The sequence below is a fragment of the Finegoldia sp. BIOML-A2 genome, assembly GCF_009678315.1.
In the GTDB taxonomy this organism is placed as follows: domain Bacteria; phylum Bacillota; class Clostridia; order Tissierellales; family Peptoniphilaceae; genus Finegoldia; species Finegoldia magna.
The window spans coordinates 35,080-61,273 of sequence record NZ_WKZE01000009.1; the positions used below are offsets into that span (position 1 = coordinate 35,080).

Annotated in this window: 35 protein-coding genes and 2 other annotated features; of the genes, 33 read left to right on the forward strand and 2 right to left on the reverse strand. The window is 32.0% G+C overall.

Annotated features, from left to right (window positions below; all coding sequences use genetic code 11):
- Positions 1-63: 63 nt before the first annotated feature.
- Both GKF99_RS07285 and GKF99_RS07290 read left to right on the forward strand, forming a co-directional pair.
- Positions 64-756: an AzlC family ABC transporter permease gene (locus tag GKF99_RS07285; protein ID WP_094206952.1), complete on the forward strand. Its 693-nt coding sequence runs from the start codon at positions 64-66 to the stop codon at positions 754-756.
- Complete coding sequence (locus GKF99_RS07290) at positions 749-1,051, forward strand: AzlD domain-containing protein (protein WP_002838595.1); 303 nt, start codon at positions 749-751, stop codon at positions 1,049-1,051. Before GKF99_RS07285 ends, GKF99_RS07290 begins: the two co-directional genes overlap by 8 nt.
- A 48-nt stretch (positions 1,052-1,099) precedes the next feature.
- On the opposite strand, the gene GKF99_RS07295 is transcribed toward GKF99_RS07290, so the two are convergent.
- Positions 1,100-3,187: a molybdopterin-dependent oxidoreductase gene (locus tag GKF99_RS07295; RefSeq protein ID WP_154273025.1), complete on the reverse strand. Its 2,088-nt coding sequence runs from the start codon at positions 3,185-3,187 to the stop codon at positions 1,100-1,102.
- Positions 3,188-3,201: 14 nt separating this feature from the next.
- Positions 3,202-3,522, reverse strand: coding sequence for a hypothetical protein (locus tag GKF99_RS07300; RefSeq protein ID WP_094206955.1), 321 nt, complete (start codon positions 3,520-3,522; stop codon positions 3,202-3,204).
- A gap of 83 nt (positions 3,523-3,605) precedes the next feature.
- Between GKF99_RS07300 and GKF99_RS07305 the strand changes: the two genes are divergently transcribed.
- The 31 genes from GKF99_RS07305 to GKF99_RS07455 all read left to right on the forward strand — a co-directional run bounded on the left by GKF99_RS07305 (position 3,606) and on the right by GKF99_RS07455 (position 26,094).
- A complete protein-coding gene (locus tag GKF99_RS07305; RefSeq protein ID WP_035109230.1) occupies positions 3,606-3,842 on the forward strand; it encodes a glutathione S-transferase N-terminal domain-containing protein in 237 nt (78 codons plus the stop codon).
- 287 nt (positions 3,843-4,129) lie between these two features.
- Positions 4,130-5,353, forward strand: a complete 1,224-nt coding sequence (locus tag GKF99_RS07310; protein WP_094224523.1) for an NAD(P)/FAD-dependent oxidoreductase — start codon at positions 4,130-4,132, stop codon at positions 5,351-5,353.
- Positions 5,354-6,646, forward strand: a complete 1,293-nt coding sequence (locus GKF99_RS07315) for an NAD(P)-dependent oxidoreductase (protein WP_154273026.1) — start codon at positions 5,354-5,356, stop codon at positions 6,644-6,646.
- 165 nt (positions 6,647-6,811) lie between these two features.
- Positions 6,812-8,284: an aspartate ammonia-lyase gene (locus tag GKF99_RS07320; RefSeq protein WP_094224525.1), complete on the forward strand. Its 1,473-nt coding sequence runs from the start codon at positions 6,812-6,814 to the stop codon at positions 8,282-8,284.
- A gap of 117 nt (positions 8,285-8,401) precedes the next feature.
- Positions 8,402-8,776, forward strand: a complete 375-nt coding sequence (locus GKF99_RS07325; RefSeq protein WP_102164544.1) for a hypothetical protein — start codon at positions 8,402-8,404, stop codon at positions 8,774-8,776.
- 11 nt (positions 8,777-8,787) lie between these two features.
- A complete protein-coding gene (locus GKF99_RS07330) occupies positions 8,788-9,747 on the forward strand; it encodes an NAD(P)H-dependent glycerol-3-phosphate dehydrogenase (RefSeq protein ID WP_154271919.1) in 960 nt (319 codons plus the stop codon).
- A 115-nt stretch (positions 9,748-9,862) separates the two neighbouring features.
- On the forward strand, positions 9,863-10,228 hold the full coding sequence (gene ylxM / locus GKF99_RS07335; RefSeq protein WP_002835331.1) for a YlxM family DNA-binding protein: 366 nt from the start codon (positions 9,863-9,865) through the stop codon (positions 10,226-10,228).
- Positions 10,218-11,558 (forward strand): signal recognition particle protein, encoded by a 1,341-nt coding sequence (gene ffh, locus GKF99_RS07340; protein WP_094206960.1) that lies wholly within the window; start codon positions 10,218-10,220, stop codon positions 11,556-11,558. Before ylxM ends, ffh begins: the two co-directional genes overlap by 11 nt.
- 19 nt (positions 11,559-11,577) lie before the next feature.
- Positions 11,578-11,829 (forward strand): 30S ribosomal protein S16, encoded by a 252-nt coding sequence (gene rpsP, locus GKF99_RS07345; RefSeq protein ID WP_002835329.1) that lies wholly within the window; start codon positions 11,578-11,580, stop codon positions 11,827-11,829.
- 21 nt (positions 11,830-11,850) lie between these two features.
- On the forward strand, positions 11,851-12,081 hold the full coding sequence (locus tag GKF99_RS07350) for a KH domain-containing protein (protein WP_002835328.1): 231 nt from the start codon (positions 11,851-11,853) through the stop codon (positions 12,079-12,081).
- The gene (gene rimM, locus GKF99_RS07355; protein ID WP_002835327.1) at positions 12,081-12,569 is read left to right on the forward strand and encodes a ribosome maturation factor RimM; all 489 of its coding nucleotides are present in this window, start codon (positions 12,081-12,083) and stop codon (positions 12,567-12,569) included. The genes GKF99_RS07350 and rimM overlap by 1 nt, the downstream gene beginning before the upstream one ends.
- Positions 12,569-13,270, forward strand: coding sequence for a tRNA (guanosine(37)-N1)-methyltransferase TrmD (gene trmD / locus GKF99_RS07360; RefSeq protein WP_002835326.1), 702 nt, complete (start codon positions 12,569-12,571; stop codon positions 13,268-13,270). The genes rimM and trmD overlap by 1 nt, the downstream gene beginning before the upstream one ends.
- Positions 13,270-13,617 (forward strand): 50S ribosomal protein L19, encoded by a 348-nt coding sequence (rplS, locus tag GKF99_RS07365; protein WP_002835325.1) that lies wholly within the window; start codon positions 13,270-13,272, stop codon positions 13,615-13,617. The genes trmD and rplS overlap by 1 nt, the downstream gene beginning before the upstream one ends.
- A 51-nt stretch (positions 13,618-13,668) precedes the next feature.
- Positions 13,669-14,526, forward strand: a complete 858-nt coding sequence (gene ylqF / locus GKF99_RS07370) for a ribosome biogenesis GTPase YlqF (protein ID WP_154273027.1) — start codon at positions 13,669-13,671, stop codon at positions 14,524-14,526.
- Complete coding sequence (locus GKF99_RS07375; protein ID WP_154273028.1) at positions 14,513-15,136, forward strand: ribonuclease HII; 624 nt, start codon at positions 14,513-14,515, stop codon at positions 15,134-15,136. The genes ylqF and GKF99_RS07375 overlap by 14 nt, the downstream gene beginning before the upstream one ends.
- Positions 15,111-15,458 carry a YraN family protein gene (locus GKF99_RS07380; protein ID WP_172976432.1) on the forward strand — a complete coding sequence of 116 codons (348 nt, stop codon included), beginning with the start codon at positions 15,111-15,113 and terminating at the stop codon, positions 15,456-15,458. Before GKF99_RS07375 ends, GKF99_RS07380 begins: the two co-directional genes overlap by 26 nt.
- Before the next feature lie 72 nt (positions 15,459-15,530).
- The gene (locus GKF99_RS07385; protein WP_154273029.1) at positions 15,531-16,019 is read left to right on the forward strand and encodes a MogA/MoaB family molybdenum cofactor biosynthesis protein; all 489 of its coding nucleotides are present in this window, start codon (positions 15,531-15,533) and stop codon (positions 16,017-16,019) included.
- 57 nt (positions 16,020-16,076) lie between these two features.
- Positions 16,077-16,634, forward strand: a complete 558-nt coding sequence (efp, locus tag GKF99_RS07390) for an elongation factor P (RefSeq protein ID WP_094224529.1) — start codon at positions 16,077-16,079, stop codon at positions 16,632-16,634.
- Positions 16,635-16,710: 76 nt separating this feature from the next.
- A complete protein-coding gene (gene rpmG, locus GKF99_RS07395) occupies positions 16,711-16,860 on the forward strand; it encodes a 50S ribosomal protein L33 (RefSeq protein ID WP_002835319.1) in 150 nt (49 codons plus the stop codon).
- A gap of 9 nt (positions 16,861-16,869) precedes the next feature.
- A complete protein-coding gene (gene secE / locus GKF99_RS07400) occupies positions 16,870-17,088 on the forward strand; it encodes a preprotein translocase subunit SecE (protein ID WP_094205471.1) in 219 nt (72 codons plus the stop codon).
- An 18-nt stretch (positions 17,089-17,106) separates the two neighbouring features.
- A complete protein-coding gene (nusG, locus tag GKF99_RS07405) occupies positions 17,107-17,688 on the forward strand; it encodes a transcription termination/antitermination protein NusG (protein WP_002838609.1) in 582 nt (193 codons plus the stop codon).
- An 88-nt stretch (positions 17,689-17,776) separates the two neighbouring features.
- Entirely contained in the window at positions 17,777-18,202 is a 426-nt protein-coding gene (rplK, locus tag GKF99_RS07410; protein ID WP_002835316.1) for a 50S ribosomal protein L11, read from the forward strand.
- A gap of 38 nt (positions 18,203-18,240) precedes the next feature.
- Positions 18,241-18,942, forward strand: coding sequence for a 50S ribosomal protein L1 (gene rplA, locus GKF99_RS07415; RefSeq protein WP_002838605.1), 702 nt, complete (start codon positions 18,241-18,243; stop codon positions 18,940-18,942).
- A gap of 59 nt (positions 18,943-19,001) precedes the next feature.
- Positions 19,002-20,147, forward strand: coding sequence for an AI-2E family transporter (locus tag GKF99_RS07420; RefSeq protein WP_094208433.1), 1,146 nt, complete (start codon positions 19,002-19,004; stop codon positions 20,145-20,147).
- A gap of 43 nt (positions 20,148-20,190) precedes the next feature.
- Positions 20,191-20,315, forward strand: a sequence feature (ribosomal protein L10 leader region).
- Between the two features lie 20 nt (positions 20,316-20,335).
- A complete protein-coding gene (gene rplJ / locus GKF99_RS07425) occupies positions 20,336-20,878 on the forward strand; it encodes a 50S ribosomal protein L10 (protein ID WP_094224531.1) in 543 nt (180 codons plus the stop codon).
- Positions 20,879-20,907: 29 nt separating this feature from the next.
- Positions 20,908-21,279 (forward strand): 50S ribosomal protein L7/L12, encoded by a 372-nt coding sequence (gene rplL, locus GKF99_RS07430; protein WP_094205474.1) that lies wholly within the window; start codon positions 20,908-20,910, stop codon positions 21,277-21,279.
- 93 nt (positions 21,280-21,372) lie between these two features.
- Positions 21,373-21,610 (forward strand) — a binding site (T-box leader).
- A 60-nt stretch (positions 21,611-21,670) separates the two neighbouring features.
- Positions 21,671-23,668, forward strand: coding sequence for a methionine--tRNA ligase (gene metG / locus GKF99_RS07435; protein WP_154273030.1), 1,998 nt, complete (start codon positions 21,671-21,673; stop codon positions 23,666-23,668).
- Positions 23,668-24,435 (forward strand): TatD family hydrolase, encoded by a 768-nt coding sequence (locus GKF99_RS07440; RefSeq protein ID WP_154273031.1) that lies wholly within the window; start codon positions 23,668-23,670, stop codon positions 24,433-24,435. The genes metG and GKF99_RS07440 overlap by 1 nt, the downstream gene beginning before the upstream one ends.
- A gap of 3 nt (positions 24,436-24,438) precedes the next feature.
- Complete coding sequence (gene rnmV / locus GKF99_RS07445; protein WP_094224534.1) at positions 24,439-24,963, forward strand: ribonuclease M5; 525 nt, start codon at positions 24,439-24,441, stop codon at positions 24,961-24,963.
- Positions 24,960-25,811 (forward strand): 16S rRNA (adenine(1518)-N(6)/adenine(1519)-N(6))-dimethyltransferase RsmA, encoded by an 852-nt coding sequence (gene rsmA, locus GKF99_RS07450; RefSeq protein WP_154273032.1) that lies wholly within the window; start codon positions 24,960-24,962, stop codon positions 25,809-25,811. Before rnmV ends, rsmA begins: the two co-directional genes overlap by 4 nt.
- A 52-nt stretch (positions 25,812-25,863) precedes the next feature.
- Positions 25,864-26,094, forward strand: coding sequence for a glutaredoxin family protein (locus tag GKF99_RS07455; protein WP_002838618.1), 231 nt, complete (start codon positions 25,864-25,866; stop codon positions 26,092-26,094).
- Positions 26,095-26,194 lie beyond the last annotated feature (100 nt).

The window sequence follows — 26,194 nt, forward strand, 5'->3', positions numbered from 1 at the left end:
CTTGTAGATTATGATTTCTTACGTTTAAATGTTTGTAATAAAAATGGAATGGAGGAAAATTTAATGGATTCAAATAGAATTAAAGAAGCAATCAAATTTTCGTCTCCAATTATGTTGGGATATATTCCTATAGCGATGGCTTTTGGTTTGTTGTGCAAAGGTCAAAACATTAGCATGTTGGATTCGACTTTGTTTTCTTTTGTTTTCTATTCTGGAGCAGCACAATTCATGGCAGTTGAATTAATGGGTGCTGGAGTAGGTATGTTTTCCATCGTGTTGTCGGTATTTTTATTAAATTTGAGATTGTTCATAATGTCGACTTCTTTGGGGATTCATACACAAAAAATAAATCCGAAAGCACTTCCTGTAATAGGATTTATGTTGACAGATGAAGCATTTTCGGTAATGAGTTTTAATAAAGAAAAGCTCAACACAGAATTTGCGTTGGCCGTAGAATTAGGACCTTATTTGGCTTGGGGAATATTTACGCCGGTTGGATATTTGATAGGACAATTAATGCCAAAATCAGTCCAAACATCATTAGAAGTAGGACTTACTGCGATGTTTATCGCACTTGTAGTACCATCTATTAAGAAAAGTTCCAATGGTTTGGTAGTTAGTTTGATAGGCGTTGTAACTTATGCAATTATTTTTTATTTGAAATTTATACCATCTGGATGGGATATAATCTTAGCAATTTTATTATCATCATACATCGGATTGAAAGTAATTATGAAAAGAGGTCAAAATGTATAATATAATTTTAATTTTATTATGTAGCTTAGTTACAGCTGTTCCTAAGATAATACCTCTTAAATATTTAAAAGGAAAACAACTTTCTAGACAAACCGCTGAATTTTTAAACATAATACCATATACATCATTAAGTATTATGGTAATAAGAGGAATTCTGACAGCTTCAAGTGAAATGTTAATTCCTACAATTGTAGCTTCAATCGTAGCGATTATTATAGCTTATTTGAAAGAAAATGTTGGTCTAACAATTATATTAGCAGTTCTAACAGCATTTGTTTGTTTGAAATTTTTCTAAAAAAATACCTTCTGTAGCTCAAATTCGAGCCGCAGAAGGTTTTTGTTTTTATTTTACTTTTCTTATATTGCAATGTTGTCTTTTGAAAACTGGAAATCCTGAAATTGGATCGAAGATTTCGTTGTCAATTAACATATTAATGTTCGCATCTTTCCAATTGTCATCTTGGCTGAATGAACCACCGCCGACATTTATTTCCAAATCGTGACGGTTTGACATATTATTAGTAACTGCTTGAAGGATTACACTTGCTCTATCATTGTAGACTTCAACTAAATCCATATTTTCTATTCCCAATTCTTTCGCATCATCTTCATTCATTATAACTTGTGGATATTCTTGGTGTTTCAATAATCCATCGATGTTTAAGTGTTGTGTTCTAAATGTCGTATGAATTCTTGCGCCTGTGTTCATAGTAAATGGATATTTGGATAATTTATCTGATTTTTCTTGCTCATTTTCAAATCCGTCTTCATAAACAGGAATAGGTGAAAATCCATACTTTTCTAAAAGTTTTGAGTGGATTTCGATTTTCCCGGTTTCTGTATTAAATGAATCGTATTTTTCATAAGACACTTCAGGTTTTTTGTCGAAATGATATACACCATTTTCCTTCAATTCTTTTAAAATTTCTGGTGTGTGATAAAAAGATTTATCTAATAATTCATCGAAATTTTCTGGATAATATTCACCAAATCCTAATGCATCTGCAATTTTTTTCAAAATAAAAATATTTGGAAGAGAATTGCCCAAAGGTTCGACTAATTTTTCTGTGATTTCGATGTGGTCGGGATATATTGCGTAGCGGTCTTCTTCGTAATAAGTTGTAGCAGGGAGGATGACATCTGCAAAGTATGCATCTTCAGTCATAAATCTGTCGCAAGTTACGAAGAAATCCAAACTTTTTAACGCTTCTCTATAAAGTTGACTGTTAGGATAATTTACAGACATACATGAGCCCAAATTAATTAGACCTTTTATTGGATAAGGATCGGATTCTAATATTGCTTGTGGAAGTTTCGTAAATTGTGGTTGACCGATTAATTTATCAAAAAGAGGGAATTCTTTTGAACCGATTTTTTCGATATTTTGTGCGTTGTTTGGTGGGTTTTGTACCCTCTTAATTGGCTTGTTCTTATTAATCAAAAGTCCGCCCTTGACATCTAAGTTTCCCAATAAGCTCCATAAAATATACATTGAACGTATTGTTTGAACTCCGCAATGTGAATATTCGAGTCCTGTGTATGATTTAAGAGCAACTGTGTTGTCAAAGAGTAAGTTTGCCAACTCTTTTATCTTATCAACTTCAAGTCCTGTGATTTCTGATGTTTTTTCCAAATCAAATTGTTTAAAATATTCTTTGAATTCATCGTATCCGTAAGTGTGTTTTTCGATAAAATCTTGGTCGAGTTTATCTTTTAAGTAATTTAGTATTCCGAGGATTAGCACCATATCAGTTCCGCTATTGACGATGTATTTGTAATCAGCATATTCGATAATATCTGAATTATAATGGTCAACGGCTATGATTTTCATTCCTTCATTTTTTCTTTTTACCATATTATTGTAGAAAAATGGAGGGGAATCTGTTTTAGGATTGGCACCCCACACACAAAGCATTTCAGTGTTTTGCAAATCGCAAACTAGATTTGGTGCACTTAATCCAAAAACTGTTTGAGGAGCAAATATGCCAAACGATACAAAACATAATGAGCCAACTGATCCGTTGTTCGGACTTCCAATTGGAGACAAAAATCCTCCGTTATCACTGTTAGGCATTTGAATTGAAATAAAATCGTTCGTAGTTGTATCAAATGCACCTCTACCAAAATGGCTTGCAATTGATTTTGCGCCATATTGTTCGATTATTTTAGAACATTTTTCTTTAATAAGTTCCATCGCTTCATCCCATGAAGCTTTTTTGAATTCTAGTGTTCCCTTCTCACCAGTTCTGATCAAAGGATCAGTCAATCTGTCTTCTGAGTTTAATATTTCGTCTGAATACAATCCTCTTAAACAAAGAGCGGAAGGTTTTTCATCTGATTTTTTGATGGATTTTATCCTTCTAGCGTCCATGTCGCATTCTACATGGCATTGACATGGACAAATTCCACAAATAGTTTTAATTTTTCCCATTGCATCTCCTATTATTATTTAAAATTTTTTATTTCGAAAATATAATACACGCATTCTTCATATGGGTGAATATTTTCGATAATTTGTATACATTTTTTGATATTATTTTCTGTTGTGCGAAATTCTAATTTGATTTCGTCAACTTGGTTGATAATATTTTTTTCGCCAGAAAAATTATTTGCTAAATCATTGGGCATAAAATGACCTTTTACTTTCGATGTTGTATAACAATAATCGTAATTTCCTATGGTTATAATTTTCTCATCGCCTAGTTTTCTTATTAACAAATCTATGTAGTCTTCTGGTATGTACACATCTACTTTATAAGTTATCATAAAAACTCCTTTTGTTCATGTTTATATATTTTTCGTTCGGGTATATATATTTTATCAAAGAATTTAACGAAAAGGAGATTATTATGGATTTAAAATTGTATTACAAAGAAACTTGCCCATTCTGCAAGAAAGTTTTAAGATTTATAGAAAAAAAAGGAATTAAGGATGTTGAATTAGTAGACATCAAAGCTGACGAAGCTAATGAAAAATACCTTATTGAAAAAGGTGGACAAGACCAAGTACCTTGTCTTTTTATTGATGGCAAACCAATGTATGAATCAATGGATATTATAAAATTCTTGGATGAAAAATTCCAATAAAATTTTGAACAATAGAAATTTTGCTCTCACATTTGTGGGAGCTTTTTGTTTGTCAAAATCAAAAATTATTACAATTAATCGTCATTTTTAAAAATTCACATGATTTGTGATAGAATAAATATCGTAATAAAAAAAGTAGCAAATCTTTGGGATAGATTTGCTACTTAAATAACATTGGCAAGTTCATATTAGGAGGATGAACAACCATTTATTCTTATCATTATAATATCATAGAATTAAACTTAATAAGTTACAAATTTATTACGATTTAGGGAATTGAGGGGAATATGAGAGTAGGAATTATTGGAGCAGGAGCTAGTGGGGTTTTTGCGGCATTAATTTTAAAACAAAATTACATAGACACGACCGTTATTGAAAGAAACGCCAATGCTTTGAAGAAAATTTATGCAACTGGTAATGGTAGGTGCAATTTTACTAACAGAAATGTATCGTATAAGAATTATCATGGCGAAAATCCAAAATTCACAATAAGTGCTATTAAAAAGTTTGATAATTACGATGTTATAGAATTTTTCAATGATATGGGAATTCCTGAAGTTGAGCTTGAAAATGGAAAAATTTTTCCAAAAAGTTTGCAAGCTTCATCAATAGTGAAGCAAATGATGTGCTTGGCAAATCATCTCGAAGTAGAATTTATTTTCGATAGTTTTGTTGATGACGTTAGAAAAAACGGAGATGTATTTGAAGTAAAATCCAACGGTTCATTATATAAGTTTGATTATTTGATAATAGCTTGTGGATCGAAGGCTTACAAAAAAAGTGGCTCCGATGGTAATGGATACATTCTGATGGAGAAATTGGGACACAATATCGTGAAAACTCATCCAGGAATTGTGCAATTGAGACTTAATGGAGATAGTTTCAAGAAAATGAGCGGCACCAAATTCAAAGCTAATGCAAAGTTAGTTGTAGATGAGAAGGAAGTTTTCGAATTTTATCATGATGTTTTGTTCACTGATTATGGAATTAGTGGGCCAACTATTTTGCAATTATCAGGAGAAGCAATCAGAGCTAAAAACAAGGGATTAGATGTCAAAATAAGAATTGACACTGTAGATTTGGATGAAAACAAATTGTATGAGCATTTAATCTACATAATATCTTTAAATTATTATAAGAAAATAAATGAGCTGTTGGTCGGTTTGATTAACGACAATTTGATTGAAGAAGTTTTGAATCAAGCGAATATCGAATACGATATTAATGTGTGTGAACTTAGTAAGGAAGAAATCTACAAATTAGCACACACTCTTAAAAATTTGGAATTTAGTGTTAGTGGATACAAGGATGAAGATTCTGGTCAGATAACTTGCGGAGGAGTTGACACAGATGAAATCAATCCTTCTACTATGGAATCAAAAAAAATTAAAAATCTGTATATTATTGGTGAAATTATGGATGTCGACGGGGATTGTGGTGGATATAATCTTCAATGGGCTTTTTCGTCGGCGTATTCTTGTGCGATGTCTATAATTAAAAAGGAGAACTAAATGAATAAAATGCAAAGAAAACTTATTGACTTAGATAACCACGGTCAAAAAGTTAGAGTAGGTTTGGTTGGTTGTGGCAAAATGGGATCTGGTCTTGTGAGTCAGTTGAGTAGAATCAAAGGAATGAGACCTTCCGTTATTATAGACAGACACGTCGACAAGTGCGTGAATGCTTTGAGAAAAGCAGGTGTAAAAGATGTGGATATTATCAAAACAACTGATTTGAAAGTTGCAGAAAATGCTATTAAAAATAATTCTTTTGTAGTAAGTGATGATTATACTTTGAGTTACAAATTAGATATGATTGATGGAATAATCGATGCGACAGGAAATCCTCCATTTGGAACACAACTTGCAGTAGAAAGTATTGAACACGAAAAGCATACTATTTTATTAAATGTAGAATGTGATGCTGTTGTGGGACCTATCTTAAACGAAATGGCGAAGAAAAAAGGTGTTGTATACACAGGATCTGCAGGAGATGAGCCAGGAGCTATAATTCAATTGTCGGATTTTGCACTTGGGCTGGGATTTAAATTATTAGCTGTAGGTAAAGGCAAGAATAATCCATTGGATAATTATACTAATGAAGATATTTTGAGAGAAGAAGCTTTGTCAAAAGGATTGGTTCCAAAAATGTTGACATCATTTGTAGATGGAACTAATACTATGATCGAACTTAATGCTGTGGCAAATGCGCTGGGATTTACTCCGGATGTTTTGGGTTGTCATGGAATTACAACAAATATTCACGATATCGCAGACGAATTTAAATTAAAAGAACAAGGCGGAATTTTAAATAATTACAATATAGTTGATTTTGCATTTGGGGTTGCGCCTGGAGTTTTTGCAATTGTAACTCACGATACTAACGAAGTTCACGATTTAATGGAATATTTGTCAATGGGTAAAGGACCTAACTATACTTTGTACAGACCATATCATTTGACAAGTTTGGAAACTCCTCTTACAATTTATGATGCAATTGTAGAAAAAGAACCGACAATTTATCCAAAATACGGACAAGTTTCCGATACAATTACAGTTGCAAAAAGAGATATCAAAAAAGGGCAAACAATCGAAGGTATTGGTGGACACGATTGTTTCGGTAAAATTACATCTCACAAACATCAAATGGAGAATAATTTGTTGCCAATGCCAATCATAACAGAAAAAACAACTGCAAAAGTTGATATACCAAAAGACACATTGATTACTTACGACATGGTTAATTTAGATGAAGATCATATAATTACAAAACTTCGTAAGAGACAAGATGAATTGGGATTATAAAATTAAAAAATAAATTTATTATCAGTCGATAAAAAGTTTTTCAGACTTTGAAATATCGGCTGATTTTTATTTTTAAATTTAATTTTTATAAAGTTTTGACAATGGATTTTAAAAGTGTTAATATCAATTTGTAATGTAATAAATAAACGTTTTTTGGGGGTTAATATGGATTACAGATTAGAGTCTGATAGTGTTGGTGAAAAGCAAGTTCCAAAAGATGCATATTACGGTGTGCAATCTTTAAGAGGAATGGAAAATTTCCCAATAACAGGAAGAACTTTACATGAAGAATTAATTTATGGATTGACAATAGTTAAAAAAGCTTGTGCTATAGCAAATCACAGAGCAGGAATCATGAGAGAAGATGTCAAAAACGCAATCGTTTACGCATGCGACAAAATTCTTCAAGGAGAATATCACGATCAATTTTTGACTGATCCAATTCAAGGTGGAGCCGGTACAACTGCAAATATGAATGCAAATGAAGTTATTGCAAACATTGCCAATGAAAAACTTGGCGGCGGATTGGGAACTTATGAATATGTTCATCCAAACGATCACGTTAATATGAGTCAATCCACAAACGATGTTTTTCCAACTGCTGGTAAGATTGCAACTTTAAGGCTACTAATAAAAGCTTTAAATGAATTAAAGCAATTAGAAATTTCTTTGTTAAATAAATCAGTGGAATTTGATGATGTACTTAAAATGGGACGTACTCAACTTCAAGATGCAGTTCCAATTAGATTGGGACAAGAATTCCACGCCTATTATTCAGTGATCAAAAGAGATATCAAAAGAATTAGAAGGTCATCAGATCAAATTGAATCGATAAATATGGGAGCAACTGCGATTGGTACAGGAGTAAATGTAGACAAAGTTTACTTCACAAATATAGTTCCTATTCTAGCAGAATTAACTGGATTTGATTTGCATCAAGCAGAAGATTTAATAGATGGAACTAATAACCTTGATGGTCTTGTAGAAATATCTTCAGCAGTAAAATCAACAGCCGTAAGTTTGTCAAAAATGGCAAGTGATTTGAGATTAATGAGTTCAGGACCAAAAACAATGGTAGGAGATATTGAACTTCCAGCAAGACAAAACGGTTCATCAATTATGCCAGGAAAAGTAAATCCTGTAATTCCAGAAGTTGTTAACCAAGTTGTATTCAGAATTATTGGTAACGATAATACAATTACAATGTGTGCAGAACACGGACAATTGGAACTTAACGCATTCGAACCAGTTTTGTTCGATAGTTTATTTGAATCTATATCTATATTGACTAATGCAGTGAAAACTTTCAGAGAAAACTGCATAATTGGTATCAAACCAAACAGACAAAAACTTTCAAACGACGTCGAAAAATCAGTAGGAATAGTTACAGCATTAGTTCCTCATATCGGATACAAAAAATCTGCTGAAATCGCAAAACGTGCATTGAGTACAGGAATCACAGTTAGAAATATCGTATTGGACGAAAAAATCTTAACAGAAGATGAATTAAAGGAAATCCTTGATCCAATAGCAATGACAATGCCAGGAATTGCAGCAGAATATTTGATTAAACAAAAACAACAAGCTTACATCGAAAAAAAGAAACTAGAAGACAAGGAACAAAAAGCAAAAAAATAAATTTAAGTTGACAAAATCCTGTTATCATATATTTGATAACAGGATTTTTTATTACGAACTAAAAGATTTACATTATTTTAAATTTGCTAATATGTTATAATTTATCTAGGTGATATGATGAAAAATAATACTAAAAATGCAGACAATGTTATATTGGCGATATCAAATGTTTTGATGGTGGTTTTCGTATCTACTTTGCTTAGAGGCCACAACATAATATCGTTGTTAATTTTACTTGCGTGGGCAGTTTATGCGTCGCAAAATAAAATGATTTTACCAAAAAGTCTTGAAAGAAAAAGAACAAAATTCGAATACGGAAGTTTTATCGTTTTGTTAATAGGTTTTATGTTGATTTATTACCATCCTAATAAGGTATATGTGTTCTTAACATATCTTACATTTTTAATTTACAACACACTTTTGTGGATGAATATGATTAGAATGAGAGCTATTAATAAAGAAAATAATAAGAAATCTAATAAGAAGAAATAAAGAGGTATATAATGAAAATTATGGTTATAGGGCCTGGCAGATGGGGAAGTTTCATCGCTTGGTATTTAAAAAAAATTGGTCATGAAGTTTTGTTGTATGGTTTGAATGGAACTGAAGATTTCGAAAACTTTAAGAAAAGTCGTAGCAATGGAATTATTACTTTGCAAGATGATTTGGAATTAACCGATGATATCACAAGATCAAAAGAATGTGATGTTATTCATGTTAGTATAAATGCACAAGGTTTTAGAAATGTGTGTGAAGAACTTAAGTCAATTGGAATTAAGGATAAAATTATCGTTACTAATATGAAGGGAATTGAGATTTCGTCTGGAAAAAGATTATCAGAAGTCTGCAAAGAAATTATGGATGGATCTAACAAAGTCGCAGCTTGGATTGGCCCAGGTCATCCACAAGAATTTTACCGCAATGTTCCAAATTGTATGGTAATTGATTCAGAAGATGAAGATGTGAAAGAATTGTTGATTGAAAATTACAGTTCAGATTTGATTAGATTTTATTATGGCCAAGATTTGATTGGAAATGAAATCGGCGCAGCTTACAAAAACGTAATTGGAATTGCTGCGGGAATGTTGGATGGAATGAAAATAAGTTCTTTGAAGGGAGCTTTAATGAGCAGAGGTTGTAGAGAAGTCGCAAGGTTTATTAAAGCTTCGGGAGGTAAAGAGCTCAGCGCGTACGGACTTTGTCACTTGGGAGATTATGAGGCTACAGTTTTTTCACAATATTCGCACAACAGAATGTTCGGTGAAATGTATGCAAAATCAGAAAAATACGACAAATTAGCTGAAGGATACTACACTGTAAAAGCTATTAAATTACAAGCAGACAAAATGAATTTGGATTTACCGATTAACAATGCAGTGTACAAAGTTTTGTACGAAAATTCGAAATGCGAAGAAGAAATCGACAAATTATTCAGTAGAAGTTTGAAAAAAGAATTTTATTAGCAAAAAACAAATTAGAAGTGCAAAAAAGCACTTCTTTTTTTGATTAAAATGCTTGACAAATGGATTTTAAGTTTATATAATATACAAGTCAAGTAAAAAGGTTGACGGTGATTGAATGGAAAAATTATTAAATATTACCATGATGTTTGATTATTATGGTAAATTGCTTACGAAAAGAGAATACGATGTAATTGACAAATACTACAATGAGGATTTGTCATTAAATGAAATTGCTCAAATTTGTGATATTTCAAAACAAGCTGTAAGTGATAGTTTGAAAAGAGCTGAAAATAAGCTTTATGAATACGAACAAAAACTTGGCTTGATTGAAAAATCAAAAAAGAGTCATCAATTTCTTAGAAAAATCAGAAATGATCTTTTCTCTTTGTCACCAGAAATCAAAAGCAAAGAAATTGAAAATATCATTATAGATATAGAAGATTTCTTAAATGATTTAGAGGATGTGGAAAATGATATTTGAAAATTTGTCCGATAAATTACAAAATGCCTTGTCAAAATTGACCAACAGAGGAAAGCTAACAGAAAAAGATATAGATGTTGCAATGAGAGAAGTTAAACTTGCTTTATTGGAAGCGGACGTTAACTATAAAGTTGTTAAAGATTTTATATCTCAAGTAAAAGAACGTGCTATCGATTCTTCTGTTTTGGAAAGTCTTACTCCAGGTCAACAAGTTATTAAAATAGTTAATGAAGAATTAACTAAAATGATGGGTGAAAAGGAAGAAAAACTTAACGTTTCACCAATGAAACCTACAGTAATTATGCTTTGTGGTTTGCAAGGGGCAGGTAAAACAACTCATGCCGGAAAACTTGCATTGAATTTGAAAAACAAAAACAAAAGCGTCTTACTTGTAGCGTGTGATATTTACAGACCTGCTGCCATTAAACAACTTCAAGTTGTTGGTGGAAAAGTTGGGGTAGAAGTTTTTGAAATGGGACAAACAAATCCCGTTGAAATTTCAAAAAAAGCAATCGAAGAAGCTAAGAAAAAGAACATTGATTATGTAATTATAGATACTGCCGGTCGTCTTCACATTGACGATACTTTGATGGATGAGCTGAAAAATATTAAACAAGAAGTGAATCCTTCAGATATTTTGTTAGTTGTAGATGCGATGACTGGACAAGATGCAGTGAATGTTGCAGCTAAGTTTAACGAGGATTTGGATATTACAGGAATTATCCTTACTAAGTTAGACGGTGATGCAAGAGGTGGTGCTGCTTTATCAATCAGACAAGTAGCTGATAAGCCTATTAAATTTATAGGTGTAGGTGAAAAACTTGGAGATTTAGAGCCGTTCCATCCGGATAGAATGGCATCACGTATCTTGGGTATGGGAGATGTTCTTAGCCTTATCGAAAAAGCACAAAATCAATTTGACGAGAAGAAGGCAAAAGAATTAGAGGAAAAGATTAAAGCTCAAAGTTTTGACTTTAATGATTTTCTTGACCAAATGCAGCAAATCAAGAAAATGGGACCTATGCAAGATATTCTTGCAATGATTCCTGGCGTGGATAGTAAGATGCTTAAACAAGTGAATTTCGATAACAAAGAATTTGATAAGATTGAAGCAATTATTAAATCTATGACCAAAGAAGAAAGAGAAAATCCAGATATCATTAGTATATCTAGAAGAAAAAGAATTGCTAAAGGATGCGGTCAAGATCAAGTAGCGGTTAACAAACTTTTGAAACAATTCAAAGAAATGAAAGTTATGATGAAAAATATGGGAGCGCTACAAAAGAAATTTGGTAAAAAAGGTAAAATGAAAATGCCTTTTTTTAGATAATAAGTTATGGAGGTAAATTATGTCAGTAAAAATTAGATTGAAAAGAATGGGAGCAAAGAAGAAACCATTTTATAGAATAGTTGTCGCAGATTCAAGATGTCCTCGTGATGGTAAATTCATCGAAGAAATCGGATATTACAACCCATTAGTTGAAGAAAAAACTGTTAAAGTTGATAGCGAAAAAGTTCAACAATGGATTAAAAATGGTGCAAAACCTACAGATACAGTAGACAGATTATTTAAAAATAATGGAGTTTACGAAGCAAAATAATAATACAAGTTGGGAGTTGTCATGGAAAAATTAGTTAAAACAATTGCTACTGCGTTAGTTGATAATAAAGAAGCAGTTGAAGTAACATCAAGACAAGACAAACATACGGTTATTATAGAAATTAAAGCAGATTCCAAAGATTTGGGAAAAATTATAGGAAAAGAAGGGAAGATTGCCAAGGCAATTAGAACTATTACTAAGGCAGCGGCTATTAAGAGTGGCGAAAAAGTTGTCGTAGATATTTTGCAATAATGGAATATATAGCTGTAGCAGAAGTGCTCAATACTCACGGTATTAAAGGATGTCTTAAAATGAGACCGTTGACTGATAATATCGAAAGATTTGACGAAGATATTTGTTATTATCTCGGGGATAAAAAAGTTAAGGTCAATATTCAAAATTATAGAATGTACAAGGGTTTTTTGTACATTGATTTTGAAGAATTTAACGATATTAATGAAGTTCTTGAATTCAAAAAACAGTTTTTATATATAGATGAAAAAGACAGATACGAATTGAAAGATGGAAGCTTTTACATTGACGATTTGATAGGATTGAAAGCTTATAGTAATGGTGAATACATCGGAGATTTGGTTGAAGTTTTGAGCGTTTATAGTAATGATGTATATGTAATTAAAAATGATGAAAAAGAATTTATGATACCTGCTGTAAAAGAGTTCATTAAAAAAATAGATTTAGAAAATGGATTAATCGATGTAGTTATAATTGAGGGTATGTGATGAAATTTATAATTCTCACATTATTTCCAGAAAGTTTTGATTACTTAAAATCATACGGCGTCATAGGAAAAGCAGTCCAAAACAATCTCATTGAACTTGAAGTGGTTAATATTAGGGATTACACTAAAAATAAACACAAAAAGGTAGACGATGAGATATATGGTGGCGGAGCTGGGATGCTTATGACTTGCCAACCAATTTATGACTGCTTGGAAGATGTGAACAAAAACAAATCAAAAGTTGTGTTTATGTCTCCTCAAGGGAAAGTTCTTAATCAACAAAAGTGTATCGAACTTTCAAAAGAAAAAGAAATAGTCATTCTTTGTGGCCATTACGAAGGTGTCGACAGCAGAATCATCAATCATTATTGTGATGAGGAGATTTCTATTGGAGATTATGTGATGACTGGTGGAGAATTAGGAGCTATGGTTCTTATAGATTGTGTAAGCCGAATGATTAACGATGTTTTGGGAAATGATGAAAGTTATAAGACAGATTCGCACTACAATTTATTGCTACAGGAAGATTCCTACACAAGACCCAGAGTATTTAACGGATATGAAGTTCCTGAAGTTTTATTATCAGGAAATCACGAAAAAATCGAACAGTGGCGAGAAAAATCAAGACTAAACAACACTAAACTTAAAAGAGAAGATATATATCAGAAATATCTGAAAGAAAAAAACCAAGGAGGATCATAATGGATATTATAAAAACATTAGAAGATGAACAATTAAGAGAAAATAAGTTCGACTTTCATGTTGGCGATACTGTAAAAGTAGACTACCTTATCAAAGAAGGTAACAAAGAAAGAGTTCAAGTTTATGAAGGAACTGTAATTAAAATGCAAGGAACTGGACTTAGAAGAACTTTCACAGTAAGAAGATTAGCTTACGGTGTAGGAGTAGAAAGAACTTTCTTAATCAACTCACCAAGAGTAACTAACGTAAGATTAGTTAGAGAAGGTAAAGTAAGAAGATCAAAATTATTCTACTTAAGACACAGAGAAGGTAAAGCTGCTAAAGTTAAAGAAAAACAAAAATTCTAAATTGAGTGCTGAGGTTTTCTCAGTACTTTTTTTAGATGGAAAGGAAATAACATGGACATTAATAATATAAACTGGTATCCAGGGCACATGAAAAAAGCTATTGACAAGATAAAAGAAAACATGAAACTTGTCGACATAGTTTTGGTTCTTGTGGATAGCAGAATTGTAAGATCATCCATGAATCCAGTTATAGAAGATATCTTAAAGGATAAGCCGCAATTGATTTTATTGAACAAGATGGACATGGCAGATCCTAAAATTACACAAAACTGGATTAATTATTTTGCAAAGAAAAATATAACAGCACTTCCGATCGATAGCAAAAACGGTAAAAATTTGGATAAAATTGAGCCTGCAGCTAAAAAGATTTTAGAAGATGTACTTGCTAATAGAAAAGACAAAAACATAAAATCAGAAATTATTAGAATGATGATAGTTGGTATTCCAAATGTTGGAAAATCTACTATAATCAACAAATTATCCAACAGACAATCTGCCAAAACAGGAAACACTCCAGGTGTTACAAGGACTAATCAGTGGATTAGAATAAAAGGCAAGATGGAATTGTTGGATACACCAGGTGTTTTGTGGCCAAAATTCGAAGATAATGAAATTGGCCTGAATTTGGCATTTACTGGAGCTATCAAAGATGAAATTTTGGATGAAGAAAACTTAGCGTACAAGCTCATCGAGAAACTAATGAGTATTGATCCACAAATTTTAGAAAAAAGATATTCGATTGATACGCAAAGCAAGGAAACAATCGAAATAATGGATGATATTGCTATAAGACGTGGCTGTTTGTTAAAAGGAAAAAATATTGATTATTCTAAAGTTTCATCAATAGTTATAGATGAATTTAGAAAAACAAAGTTAGGAAGAATTTCATTAGAAGATGTTTGCGATTGATTATAACGAATTTGAGGAAGAATTAATTTGTGGCGTAGATGAAGTTGGAAGAGGACCATTAGCAGGTCCTGTTGTGACATGCGCAATTATTATGCCTAAAAATTGTGAGATAATAGACGGAGTCACTGACTCAAAAAAGCTTTCTGAAAAAAAGAGAATTAAATTCAAGGATATGATTTTGGATCAAGCTTTGGCATATAGTGTAAATTTTGTAGATCAAAGTGTGATTGATGAGATTAACATCAAGCAAGCCACGAGATTATCCATGAAAAGAGCTGTAGAAAGTTTGAAAACAAAGGACAATAAATTCATAAAACCTGATTTGATTGTAATTGATGCAGAAATTATTGACACAGATATTAAACAAATGTCATTTGTCAAAGGTGACGAAAAATTATATCCGATTTCTTGTGCATCAATTGTAGCAAAGGTTATAAGAGATGAGTACATGAAGGATATGGATACTATCTATCCACAATACGGCTTTGAAAAACACAAGGGATACGGAACTAAACTTCACAGAGAAATGATACTTGAACATGGAGAGTGTCCACTTCATAGAAAAACTTTTTTGAGGAAATTATATGAAAATGGAAAAAAACCGAGGTAAATTTGCCGAGGATTACGCTTGTGAATATTTAATAGAAAAAGGTTACGAAATTATTGACAGGAATTATTCCGAGAGAATTGGGGAACTAGACATAGTTTGCATTTACGAAAATTATTTGGTAATAGTTGAAGTAAAAGCAAGGACTGATGACAAGTTCGGCGCTCCTTCTGATTTTGTAACTTTGGGAAAACAAGACAGAATAAGAAAAACAACAGAAATTTATATCGACAAAAATGATTTGTACGATTATCAGCCTAGATTTGATGTGATAGAAATTTATTTGGATAATTTCAAATTAAATCACTATATTGACGCATTTTAATATTGACAATGGGCTAGTATTTTTATATAATATCAAGGTCAAGCAAATATATTGACACAAAGAGGTTTTAATATGTATAAAGTAGCAGTGCTTACAGTATCAGACAAGGGTTCTCAAGGAAAAAGAGAAGATTTAAGTGGTAAAAAAATTATAGAAATTATCGAAAAAAACGGCTATAAATTAGAAAAATATGATATTGTAGCAGATGAAAAAGAACTTATAAAAGAAAAATTAATCGATTATTCCAATGAAAATATTGAGTTGATTTTGACTACGGGTGGAACTGGATTTTCAAAAAGAGATGTAACTCCTGAGGCTACATTAGAAGTTTCAGAAAAACTTTGTTTGGGAATTAGTGAAGCGATTAGAAATTATTCGATGACTATTACAAAAAGAGCAATGCTTTCAAGAGCTGTTTCAGTTATTAGAAAAAACTCCCTCATAATAAATATGCCGGGTAGTCCTAAGGCTGTTGAAGAAAGTTTGGAATACATAATTGATACGTTAGATCACGCTTTGAAAATTTTACAAGGCGATGCATCAGAATGTGCGAGAAAATAGTTGTTCATAATTAATTAGTAATGTATAATATATGATAGATAATTGTAGGAGGTATATATGATACAAGCAGGAGATTTTAGAAAAGGCACAACTTTTGAAATGGATGGAGATGTATGGCAAATTATAGATTTCCAACACGTTAAACCAGGAAAAGGTGCAGCTTTTGTAAGAACAAAAATCAGATCAGTTATGACTGGTTCAAACAGAGACATGACATTCAATCCTAACGAAAAATATGAAGAAGCTAGAATTGAAACAAGAGAAATGCAATACTTATACAACGATGGAACTTTATATTATTTCATGGACCCAGAATCTTATGAACAATTACCAATTGATAAAGTTAGTGTTGAAGAAGCTATTCTTTATATAAAGGAAAATGATATGGCAACAATCAAATTTTTCAAAGGTAAAGCATTCCAAGTTTCTCCGCCAAACTTTGTTGAGTTAGAAATCACTCAAACAGAACCTGGTATTAAAGGTAACACTGCAACAGGAGCTACAAAACCAGCTACTGTAGAAACAGGCGCTACAGTTAACGTACCTTTATTTGTAAACGAAGGAGATAAAATTAAAATAGATACAAGAACTGGAGAATATTTGTCAAGAGTATAGTATTTATTGACTTTTCAACGCATTTATGATAAAGTAGTACGGTGGATTTTGTCCATACTAATAGAGGAGGTCTAATATGAGAGATAAAGTAATTTTAGAATGTACTGAATGCAAGAGCAGAAATTACACTACTAAAAAGAATAAAAAACTTCACCCTGATAGAGTGGAAACTAACAAGTATTGTAAATTCTGTAAAAAGCACACTCTACACAAGGAAACAAGATAGGAGGAGCTTATGGCAGCGAAAAATACGCAAAATTCTAATCAAAAATCAGCCCAAAAAAATCAAGGATTTTTGAAAGGCGTGAAGACTGAATGGAATAAAATTGTCTGGCCGACACCAAAGGAAACTTTAGAATACTCAATAGTAGTAGTTATAATTTCCTTTATAGTTGCATTAATCGTATACGGATTAGATACTGTGTTCCAACGTTTAATTGGACTATTTATTTAGAAAGGAACAGTATCCACAATGACCGAAAAAAATAACACATTTATTGAAAATGCAACTGAAGATTTTAAGGAACGTGCCAAAGAGGGAAAATGGTATGTAGTACATACTTACTCTGGACACGAAGGTAAAGTAAAAGTTAATATTGAAAAAATGGTAGAAAATCGTGGTTATATCGACGATATATTTGAAGTAGTAGTACCTACTGAAGAATATGTTTCAGAGGTCGGTGGAGCTAAAAAGTTAAAAGAAAGAAAGATCTTCCCCGGTTATGTTTTCGTTAAGATGACAATTACCGATGTCTCATGGTATTTAGTTAGAAATACCAGAGGTGTTACAGGATTTGTAGGACCAGAATCCAAACCTGTAGCAGTTAGTGAAAAGGAAATCCAAAAATTCGCTCTTAAAAATCAATCTTACTCTAAAAAAGAAATTGATGTTAATGTAGGAGACAATGTGAATATTGTTTCTGGAGCATTTAGCGATCAAGTAGGTATTATTGAAGAAATAAATACTGAAAAAGCTATCTGTAAAGTTTTAATTTCCTTGTTCGGCAGAGACACATCTGTTGAAATTAGCTTTGATGATATCGAAAAAATATAAATTTGAATATAAGTTATTTAATTAATTTCATATAGATCGATGTGGGAGGTTAGCCCCGATAACCACAATAGTTTAAGGAGGAACTAATATGGCTAAAAAAGTACAAGCAATAGTAAAGTTACAAATTCCTGCAGGTAAAGCAACACCTGCACCACCAGTAGGTACAGCACTTGGACCTCATGGTGTTAATATAATGCAATTTACAAAAGAGTTTAACGCAAAAACTCAAGACCAAATGGGAATGATTATTCCAGTTGTTATGACTGTATACCAAGATAGATCATTCACATTTATAACAAAAACTCCACCAGCACCAGTTCTTATTAAAAAAGAATTAGGATTAAATTCTGCTTCAGGAGAACCTAATAAAACTAAAGTTGGACAATTAACTAAAGAACAAGTTAAGAAAATTGCTGAAATTAAAATGCCTGACTTAAATGCAGCAAACTTAGAATCTGCTATGAGTATGATTAAAGGTACAGCAAGAAGTATGGGAGTTACAGTAGAAGAATAGTGGGAGATTTAGTTCGTTAGAACCACAAGGAGGATTATATGGCAAAAAAAGGTAAAAAATATCAAGAAAGTGCAAAATTAATTGATAGAACAGTTGAATATAAATTAGACGAAGCAAGTAAATTAGTTGTTGAAACTGCTAAAGCTAAATTTGACGAATCAGTAGAATTACATGCAAAATTAGGTGTAGATAGTAGACACGCTGACCAACAAGTTCGTGGTACTATCGTACTTCCTCATGGTACAGGTAAAGACCAAAAGGTAGCTGTATTTGCAAAAGGTGAAAAAGCTGAAGAAGCAAAAGCTGCAGGAGCAGATTTTGTAGGAGCAGAAGATTTAGCAGAAAAAATCCAAAAAGAAGGTTGGTTAGGATTTGATGTTGCAGTGGCTACTCCAGACATGATGGGTGTAGTAGGTAGAATTGGTAGAATCTTAGGACCTCAAGGTTTAATGCCAAACCCTAAAGCTGGTACAGTAACTATGGATGTTACAAGTGCAATCAAAGAAATCAAAGCTGGTAAAGTTGAATATAGAACTGACAAGAGCAATATTATTCACGTTCCAGTTGGTAAAGTTTCTTTCGGAGAGGAAAAAATTGCTGAAAACATCAATGCGTTAATGCAAGCAATATTGAAAGCAAAACCAGCTTCATCAAAAGGTAAATATATTAGATCTTTAACAATTGCTTCAACAATGGGCCCTGGAATCAAGGTTAATCCATTACAATTTGCGAAAGAATAATATAAACAAGAATTTATTAGCCACCGTTAAGGTGGCTTTTCTTAAATACAGAGGGAAAAATGAAATTATTAAAAGAAGATAAAAAGAAAATTCAAATAGGGATAATAATATTAATTGTTCCTGTCATTTTGGCATACCTTTTGTTCAATGGGAAATCAATAGGAAATGCATTGGGCACTTTTATGGCGATTATATCCCCATTTATTATTGGTGCGGCATTAGCTTTTGTCCTAAATATGCCTATGAATTTTATTGAGAATAAAATTTTTAAAAAATGGACTTCTAAACCGGGTCTAAAAAGAGCAATATCTCTGTTAATGAGTTTAGTAATAGTTAGTGCAATAATAGCATTTGTAGTGATACTTATAATTCCTAATTTTTTAGAAGCTATTAAATCACTAATCCAAGGAATTCCGGTATTGGTTGAAAAGCTAAGAAAATATCCAGAGGTTGCAAAACAATTAGATAAAATTTACGACACATACGCTATCACAAATACTCATGATTTGGTTGTAAAATTGAAACCTTACTTAACCAAAAATGGATTGGATATATTGAACAATGTGTTTTTTGGAATTAGCACAGTGTTTTCTGTTGTACTTAGTTTTGTAGTGTCGTTCACATTTGCTATTTATTTATTATTTTCAAAAGAAACTTTGAGAAGACAATTTACAGAATTGGCGTATGTTTTCTTCAGTGGAAAAACTGCAAACAAGATTTTAATTTTCTTTAAGGTGGCTTACGAAAAATTTTATTCTTTTTTCAAAGGTCAATTTATCGAAGCGTTTATGCTTGGATTTATGTGCTTTATAGGAATGTATTTGTTGAAGATACCAAACGCTGCAACTGTAAGTGTGCTAATTGGTTTTGGAGCATTAATTCCATTGGTTGGAGCTATACTAGGAGCTGCATTGGGAGCTTTGATTATTTTAATTGAATCTTTTTCAAAAGCTATTATGTTTGTGATTTTCATAATTGTACTTCAACAATTTGATGGCAATGTAACTTATCCTAGAATTGTGGGATCGTCTGTAGGGCTACCATCTATTTGGGTGCTAGTTGCAGTTACTATAGGTGCAGCATTAAGCGGTATTGTTGGAATGCTTATTTTTGTTCCGATATTTGCAACAATCTATGAATTATTGTACAGATATAAGAAAAAGAAATTGAAAGATAAAAACATCTGTATTATTGAAGAAAAATAATAAAAAAGTGTTGACATATTCATAGAATATGATATAATAATCAAGTAATTAATTTGGGCTACCGAAGACAGTAGGGACTATTAAAGTTTAATCATCCTACAGAGGAGCATAAGATATGAGTTTATCAGTCTTTCTGTCTTTGGATGGAAAGACTTTTTTAGTGTAGCCTTTTTCATGGAGGTGAAATAATGAAAGAACACGTTTTAAATCAAAAGAAAGCTGTTGTTGATGAAATTAAAGGACATATTAATGATGCTAAATCAATGGTTATCGTTGATTATAGAGGATTAGATGTTAGCGAAGCAACAGAATTAAGAGAAAAATTCAGAAATGAAAATGTATTATTCAAAGTATACAAAAACACAATGATGAATTTTGCTTTTAAAGAATTGGGATTTGATGGATTCTTAGATTACTTATCTGGTCCTAACGCGGTTGCATTCAGTATGGATGATCCAATCGCTGCAGCTAGAATAGCTAAAGAATTCGCAGCAGATCACGAAAATTTAGAAATTAAAGCAGGTTATTTAGGAGACAAATTCTTAGATGTTGAAGGTGTAAAGAAAATCGCATCTATCCCTTCAAGAGAAGTTCTTCTTACAAAAATGCTTGGAAGCTTCAAAGCTCCAGTATCAAAATTTGTATATTTAGCAGATGCTATTGCTAAATCAAAAAAAGAAGGTTCAGAAGAAGCTGAATCAAACGAAACTACTGAAACAGTAGAAGAATAATTAATTTAAATAAAATTTGGAGGTAAAAAATGTCAATAGATGAAATCTTAGAAGCAGTTGAAGGCTTAACTGTTCTTGAATTAAATGAATTAGTAGAAAAAGCAGAAGAAAAATTTGGAGTATCAGCAGCAGCTCCTGTAGCAGCAGCAGGTGCAGCACCAGCAGCAGGTGGAGCAGCAGCAGAAGAAAAATCAGAATTTGATGTAATTTTAGCATCAGTTGGTGACGCTAAGATGAAAGTTATCAAAGCAGTTAAAGACTTAACTGGATTAGGATTAAAAGATGCTAAAGCTATCGTAGACGAAGCTCCTAAAGCAATTAAAGAAGGCGCTTCTAAAGAAGAAGCTGAAGAATTAAAAGCTAAACTTGAAGAAGTTGGAGCTACTATCGAATTAAAATAGTCGATAAATTTATGGAGAGGTTATGTATAATAGCCTCTCTTTTTTGATTGCTTGACAAATCATTTGTTTATGATATTATTTTAATATATTGATAAAATGACTATGATGAGATGAGTATGTAATAATTTTTTTAAAGAGAGTCTTAGTTTGGTGGAATAAGATATTAGATTACTGCAGAATATGGTCTTTGAGTTTGAAAAGTTGAATAGCTTATGCTTTTAAATTTTTCCGGGAGCATCCGTTATCAAATGCTAGGCATTAAAGTGCCAAACAATGAGAGAATATTTTATATTCTAAAATTAAGGTGGTAACGCGGATTTTCGCCCTTATATGATGTATGTCATATAAGGGATTTTTTTATTTTATTGTAGTTTTATTTAGGAGGGAAATTATGTCAGAAGAAAAGAAATCATATTATATTACTACTCCGATCTATTATCCAAGTAGTAATTTACATTTGGGTCATACTTATACAACAATTATTGCGGATACTTTGAAGAAATTCAAAAAAATTCAAGGCTACGATGTGTTTTTGACTACAGGTACTGATGAACACGGTCAAAAGTTGTATGAAAAAGCAAAAGAAAAAAATATGGGTGATAATCCATTAAATTATATCGATCCAATTGTACAAAGTGCCAAGGATTTGTGGAAAAAACTAGACATAGACATAGATAGTTTTGTCAGAAGTACAGACAAGGCTCACGAAAAAAATGTTCAAGAAATTTTTCAAAAATTATACGATAAGGGAGATATTTACAAGTCTACTTACAAGGGACATTATTGTGTCGATTGTGAAGCTTTTTGGACAGAATCACAACTAAAGGATGGAAAGTGTCCAGATTGTGGACGTGATGTTCACTATCACGAAGAAGAATCGTACTTTTTCAGATTATCAAAATACAAAGATAGAATTTTACAATTGTACAAAGACAACCCAGATTTTTTGAAGCCAGAATCTCGTAAGAACGAAATGGTGAATAACTTTTTAAGTGGTGAATTGGAAGATTTATCCGTATCTCGTACAAGCTTTGACTGGGGAGTTAAGGTTCCATTTGATGATAAGCATATTATTTACGTGTGGATTGATGCGCTTAGCTGTTATTTGACAGGGATTGGATATGGACAAGATGAAGAATTATTTGATAAATTCTGGCCATGCGATATTCACTTGGTTGGAAAAGAAATTGTAAGATTCCACACAATTATTTGGCCAGCGTTGTTGATGGCGTTGGATCTTCCATTGCCAAAGAGAGTTTTCGCTCATGGATGGATTTTATTCAATGAAGATAAGATGAGTAAATCAAAGGGAAATGTATACTATCCAGAACCAATCATAGATTTGTACGGGGTAGATGCTTTGAAATACTACATTTTAAGAGATTTTACTTTTGGTAATGATGGTAACTTTACGACAGAAAGATTTATGAACAGATTTAATTCAGATTTGGTAAATGATTTGGGCAATCTTGTAAGTAGATCAGTTTCAATGGTTGAAAAATACTTTGATGGAGTGATTCCTGAACCAAATGAAAATAATGATATAGACAAGGATTTAATATCTGTAGTCGAAGGATGTCAAGGAAAAGTTGAAGAGTTATTGGAAGAACTTGATTTTTCTAATGCACTAGAAGAAATTTGGAAAGTTGTTAGAAGGGCTAACAAATACATCGATGAAACAACTCCATGGATTTTGATTAAAGAAGACCCAGAAAGATTGAAAACTGTTCTGTATAATTTGATGGATGCGATAAGAGTTATTTGTATATTAACTTCTCCATTTATCACAGAAACAAGCAATAAAATTAAAGAACAAATTGGTCTTTCTGAAATCAAATGGGAAGATGGAAAAGTGTTCGGTAAAACAGTCTTTGGAACTAAGGTTCAAAGAGGAGAAAACTTGTTCAATAGATTAGACATCAAGAAAGAAACTGAACGATTGAACGAAGTTAACGACAAATTAATCGAACAAAGAACTGGTAAAAAAGTTTCTGAATTAAGAGATAATGAAGAAGAAACTCCTAAAGAATCTAAGAAAAAATCTAAGAAAGCGAAGAAAAAAGAAGAAATAACCATAGATGATTTTGACAAGCTTGATTTGAGAGTTGGACAAATTGTAGAAGCAAAGCAACATCCGGATGCCGATAAACTTTTGGTTTTCAAGGTTAAAATAGGAGAAGAAACAAGACAAATAGTTTCAGGTATTAAAAACTGGTACGAACCAGATGATTTGATAGGTAAGAAGGTTATAGTTGTGTATAATTTGAAGCCTGTTAAGTTAAGAGGAGTAGAATCTCAAGGTATGCTTCTTGCTGCAAGCAAAGGCGATAAATTGACTATGGCAAGTTTACTTGATTCAGAATTTGAAGACGGAGCGACTGTATCTTAATGGGAGATTATGTAATATACGATACACATTGTCACTTGACAGATGAGAAATTTGATTTTGATAGGGATAAAATAATTGAAAACCTACAATCTAATTCTGTTGTAAAAGCTATGCTTCCAAGTGACAATGTAGAAAACTCCATTAAAGCCATAGAATTGTCAAAAAAGTATGATTTCTTATACAATGCTGTGGGGATTCACCCTGAAGAAGATGGCAGATTTACGGATGAAGATATTTCTAGGATAGAAGAGTTGGCTGATAATCCAAAATGCAAAGCTATCGGGGAAATTGGGCTGGACTATCATTATGAACACGACAAGGACAAGCAAAAATATCTATTTGAAAAGCAAATGCAAATCGCCGAAAGAAAAAACTTGCCTGTAATTATTCATACAAGAGATGCAATCCAAGACACATACGATATATTGGCGAAATATCCTAATGTAAGAGGAATAATGCACTCTTATTCTGGAAGTTATGAAATGGCAGAAAAATTTATTGATTTAGGATATTATATTTCATTTAGTGGAGTTGTAACTTTTAAGAATGCTAGAAATGTCAAGGAAACTTGTGAGAGATTACCTATCGATAAAATTTTAGTAGAAACGGATTCTCCTTATCTGACGCCTCATCCATATCGTGGGAAAAGAAATGAACCTAAATATGTGAATTTGGTTTTACAAGAGGTTAGTTTGTTGAAAAAAATGTCGGAAAAAGAAGCGGCACAAATCATTTGCAATAATGCTGATGATATTTTTGGATGGTAAATTATGATAAAAGAAATAATAGTTGTAGAAGGAAGAGACGATGAGCAAAGAGTCAAAAGAGCACTAGATTGTGAAGTGATTTGCACTGGTGGGATTTATTTTAGCGACAAATTACTCAAAAGACTTAAAAAAATCGACCAAGATAGAGGGATAATAATTCTAACTGATCCAGACTACGCTGGAAATAAAATCAGAAAAAGAATTAATGATTTTATTCCAAACGCAAAAAATGCATTTATATCACAAGATTTGTGTATCAAAGATGAGGATATCGGAATTGAAAATGCAAAGGAAGAAGATATCAAAATCGCCATAGAAAACGCTCATCCGTCAATGATTGATTCTAAGAATGAATACACGATGGATGATATGATTTACTATGGATTAGTAGGCGAAGGATCCAAATCGCTTAGAATAAAAGTCGGTAAAATTTTAAATATAGGTTACGGCAATGCGAAATCTTTTCTTAGAATGCTAAATAATTACAATATTTCAAGAGAAAAATTAGAGGAGGCTATTAAAAGATGAGTTATAGACTACACCAACCTTCCTACATTAAAGAAATATTGGACAAATTCGGATTTAAGTTTTCAAAAGCTTTGGGGCAAAATTTTCTAATCGATGGTAATTTGATTGAAAATATTATCGACTATTCTGATATCACAGAAGATGATTACGTAATTGAGATTGGCCCTGGTTTTGGAACATTGACAGAGAGACTTGTCGACAAATGCAAATTTTTGTATTCTATAGAAATAGATTCAAGACTTATGGATGTTTTGAAGTATACTGTTGGAGATAGAGATAATTTTCAAATAATAAATGAAGATGTATTGAAGGTGGATTTGAATGAACTCAATCATGGGGATAAAAAATTCAAAGTGGTTGCCAATCTTCCTTATTACATCACAACTCCGATTATTGAGCATTTGTTTAATTACAGAGACGTCATTGAATCTATCACTGTTATGGTTCAAAAAGAAGTGGCAAATAGAATGGTAGCTGATGTAGGAAATAAGGATTATGCATCATTGAGCTTGTTTGTAAAACAAAACAGCGATGCGAAAATAATACTGAATGCACCAAAGACAGTGTTCATGCCACAACCAAAAGTAGACAGTGCAGTTGTCAATATGAAACTCAAAAAATTAGATGAAGATATTGACCAAGAACTTTTACGCCAATTAATAAGATCGGGCTTTAGCAAAAGAAGAAAAACCATATTGAACAGTTTCACGAGTGGATTTGTAAATGTCGACAAGGAAAAATTAAAGTCAATTCTTCAAGAATTGGGATTAAAGGAAAATTTAAGAGCCGAGAATTTGTCACTAGAAGATTACAAAAATATTGTGAAAAAGTTGAGTGTAATTGATTAGGATTTTCAAATAAGGGTATATATAAAATACAGACTTTTAAGGAGGTATTTTTATGAAAGATGTAGTAATTTATACAAGTGATGGATGCCAATATTGCCACGCAGCAAAAGATTATATGGACGAAAACAACGTAAAATATACAGAAAAGAATATATCACAAGATCAAGAAGCTAGAAAAGAACTTATGAAAAAAGGTCACATGGGTGTTCCTGTTACAATCATAGGTGATGAAGAAATAGTTGGTTTTGATCAAGCAAAATTAAAAGAAGCTTTAGGATTATAAAAACAAAAACTACTTGTCAATCGTGAACTGACCCCAAAAAGTTGGACCCAAAATCAACTTAGAGGAGGTCAGTTTTTTCATGACAAAATATAGTACAAAA

Bases quoted from the DNA above. Each gene is read 5' to 3' on its own strand.
- GKF99_RS07285 (WP_094206952.1), top strand. From the start codon at position 64: ATGGATTCAAATAGAATTAAAGAAGCAATCAAATTTTCGTCTCCAATT.
- GKF99_RS07290 (WP_002838595.1), top strand. From the start codon at position 749: ATGTATAATATAATTTTAATTTTATTATGTAGCTTAGTTACAGCTGTT.
- GKF99_RS07295 (WP_154273025.1), bottom strand. From the start codon at position 3,187: ATGGGAAAAATTAAAACTATTTGTGGAATTTGTCCATGTCAATGCCAT.
- GKF99_RS07300 (WP_094206955.1), bottom strand. From the start codon at position 3,522: ATGATAACTTATAAAGTAGATGTGTACATACCAGAAGACTACATAGAT.
- GKF99_RS07305 (WP_035109230.1), top strand. From the start codon at position 3,606: ATGGATTTAAAATTGTATTACAAAGAAACTTGCCCATTCTGCAAGAAA.
- GKF99_RS07310 (WP_094224523.1), top strand. From the start codon at position 4,130: ATGAGAGTAGGAATTATTGGAGCAGGAGCTAGTGGGGTTTTTGCGGCA.
- GKF99_RS07315 (WP_154273026.1), top strand. From the start codon at position 5,354: ATGAATAAAATGCAAAGAAAACTTATTGACTTAGATAACCACGGTCAA.
- GKF99_RS07320 (WP_094224525.1), top strand. From the start codon at position 6,812: ATGGATTACAGATTAGAGTCTGATAGTGTTGGTGAAAAGCAAGTTCCA.
- GKF99_RS07325 (WP_102164544.1), top strand. From the start codon at position 8,402: ATGAAAAATAATACTAAAAATGCAGACAATGTTATATTGGCGATATCA.
- GKF99_RS07330 (WP_154271919.1), top strand. From the start codon at position 8,788: ATGAAAATTATGGTTATAGGGCCTGGCAGATGGGGAAGTTTCATCGCT.
- ylxM (WP_002835331.1), top strand. From the start codon at position 9,863: ATGGAAAAATTATTAAATATTACCATGATGTTTGATTATTATGGTAAA.
- ffh (WP_094206960.1), top strand. From the start codon at position 10,218: ATGATATTTGAAAATTTGTCCGATAAATTACAAAATGCCTTGTCAAAA.
- rpsP (WP_002835329.1), top strand. From the start codon at position 11,578: ATGTCAGTAAAAATTAGATTGAAAAGAATGGGAGCAAAGAAGAAACCA.
- GKF99_RS07350 (WP_002835328.1), top strand. From the start codon at position 11,851: ATGGAAAAATTAGTTAAAACAATTGCTACTGCGTTAGTTGATAATAAA.
- rimM (WP_002835327.1), top strand. From the start codon at position 12,081: ATGGAATATATAGCTGTAGCAGAAGTGCTCAATACTCACGGTATTAAA.
- trmD (WP_002835326.1), top strand. From the start codon at position 12,569: ATGAAATTTATAATTCTCACATTATTTCCAGAAAGTTTTGATTACTTA.
- rplS (WP_002835325.1), top strand. From the start codon at position 13,270: ATGGATATTATAAAAACATTAGAAGATGAACAATTAAGAGAAAATAAG.
- ylqF (WP_154273027.1), top strand. From the start codon at position 13,669: ATGGACATTAATAATATAAACTGGTATCCAGGGCACATGAAAAAAGCT.
- GKF99_RS07375 (WP_154273028.1), top strand. From the start codon at position 14,513: ATGTTTGCGATTGATTATAACGAATTTGAGGAAGAATTAATTTGTGGC.
- GKF99_RS07380 (WP_172976432.1), top strand. From the start codon at position 15,111: ATGAAAATGGAAAAAAACCGAGGTAAATTTGCCGAGGATTACGCTTGT.
- GKF99_RS07385 (WP_154273029.1), top strand. From the start codon at position 15,531: ATGTATAAAGTAGCAGTGCTTACAGTATCAGACAAGGGTTCTCAAGGA.
- efp (WP_094224529.1), top strand. From the start codon at position 16,077: ATGATACAAGCAGGAGATTTTAGAAAAGGCACAACTTTTGAAATGGAT.
- rpmG (WP_002835319.1), top strand. From the start codon at position 16,711: ATGAGAGATAAAGTAATTTTAGAATGTACTGAATGCAAGAGCAGAAAT.
- secE (WP_094205471.1), top strand. From the start codon at position 16,870: ATGGCAGCGAAAAATACGCAAAATTCTAATCAAAAATCAGCCCAAAAA.
- nusG (WP_002838609.1), top strand. From the start codon at position 17,107: ATGACCGAAAAAAATAACACATTTATTGAAAATGCAACTGAAGATTTT.
- rplK (WP_002835316.1), top strand. From the start codon at position 17,777: ATGGCTAAAAAAGTACAAGCAATAGTAAAGTTACAAATTCCTGCAGGT.
- rplA (WP_002838605.1), top strand. From the start codon at position 18,241: ATGGCAAAAAAAGGTAAAAAATATCAAGAAAGTGCAAAATTAATTGAT.
- GKF99_RS07420 (WP_094208433.1), top strand. From the start codon at position 19,002: ATGAAATTATTAAAAGAAGATAAAAAGAAAATTCAAATAGGGATAATA.
- rplJ (WP_094224531.1), top strand. From the start codon at position 20,336: ATGAAAGAACACGTTTTAAATCAAAAGAAAGCTGTTGTTGATGAAATT.
- rplL (WP_094205474.1), top strand. From the start codon at position 20,908: ATGTCAATAGATGAAATCTTAGAAGCAGTTGAAGGCTTAACTGTTCTT.
- metG (WP_154273030.1), top strand. From the start codon at position 21,671: ATGTCAGAAGAAAAGAAATCATATTATATTACTACTCCGATCTATTAT.
- GKF99_RS07440 (WP_154273031.1), top strand. From the start codon at position 23,668: ATGGGAGATTATGTAATATACGATACACATTGTCACTTGACAGATGAG.
- rnmV (WP_094224534.1), top strand. From the start codon at position 24,439: ATGATAAAAGAAATAATAGTTGTAGAAGGAAGAGACGATGAGCAAAGA.
- rsmA (WP_154273032.1), top strand. From the start codon at position 24,960: ATGAGTTATAGACTACACCAACCTTCCTACATTAAAGAAATATTGGAC.
- GKF99_RS07455 (WP_002838618.1), top strand. From the start codon at position 25,864: ATGAAAGATGTAGTAATTTATACAAGTGATGGATGCCAATATTGCCAC.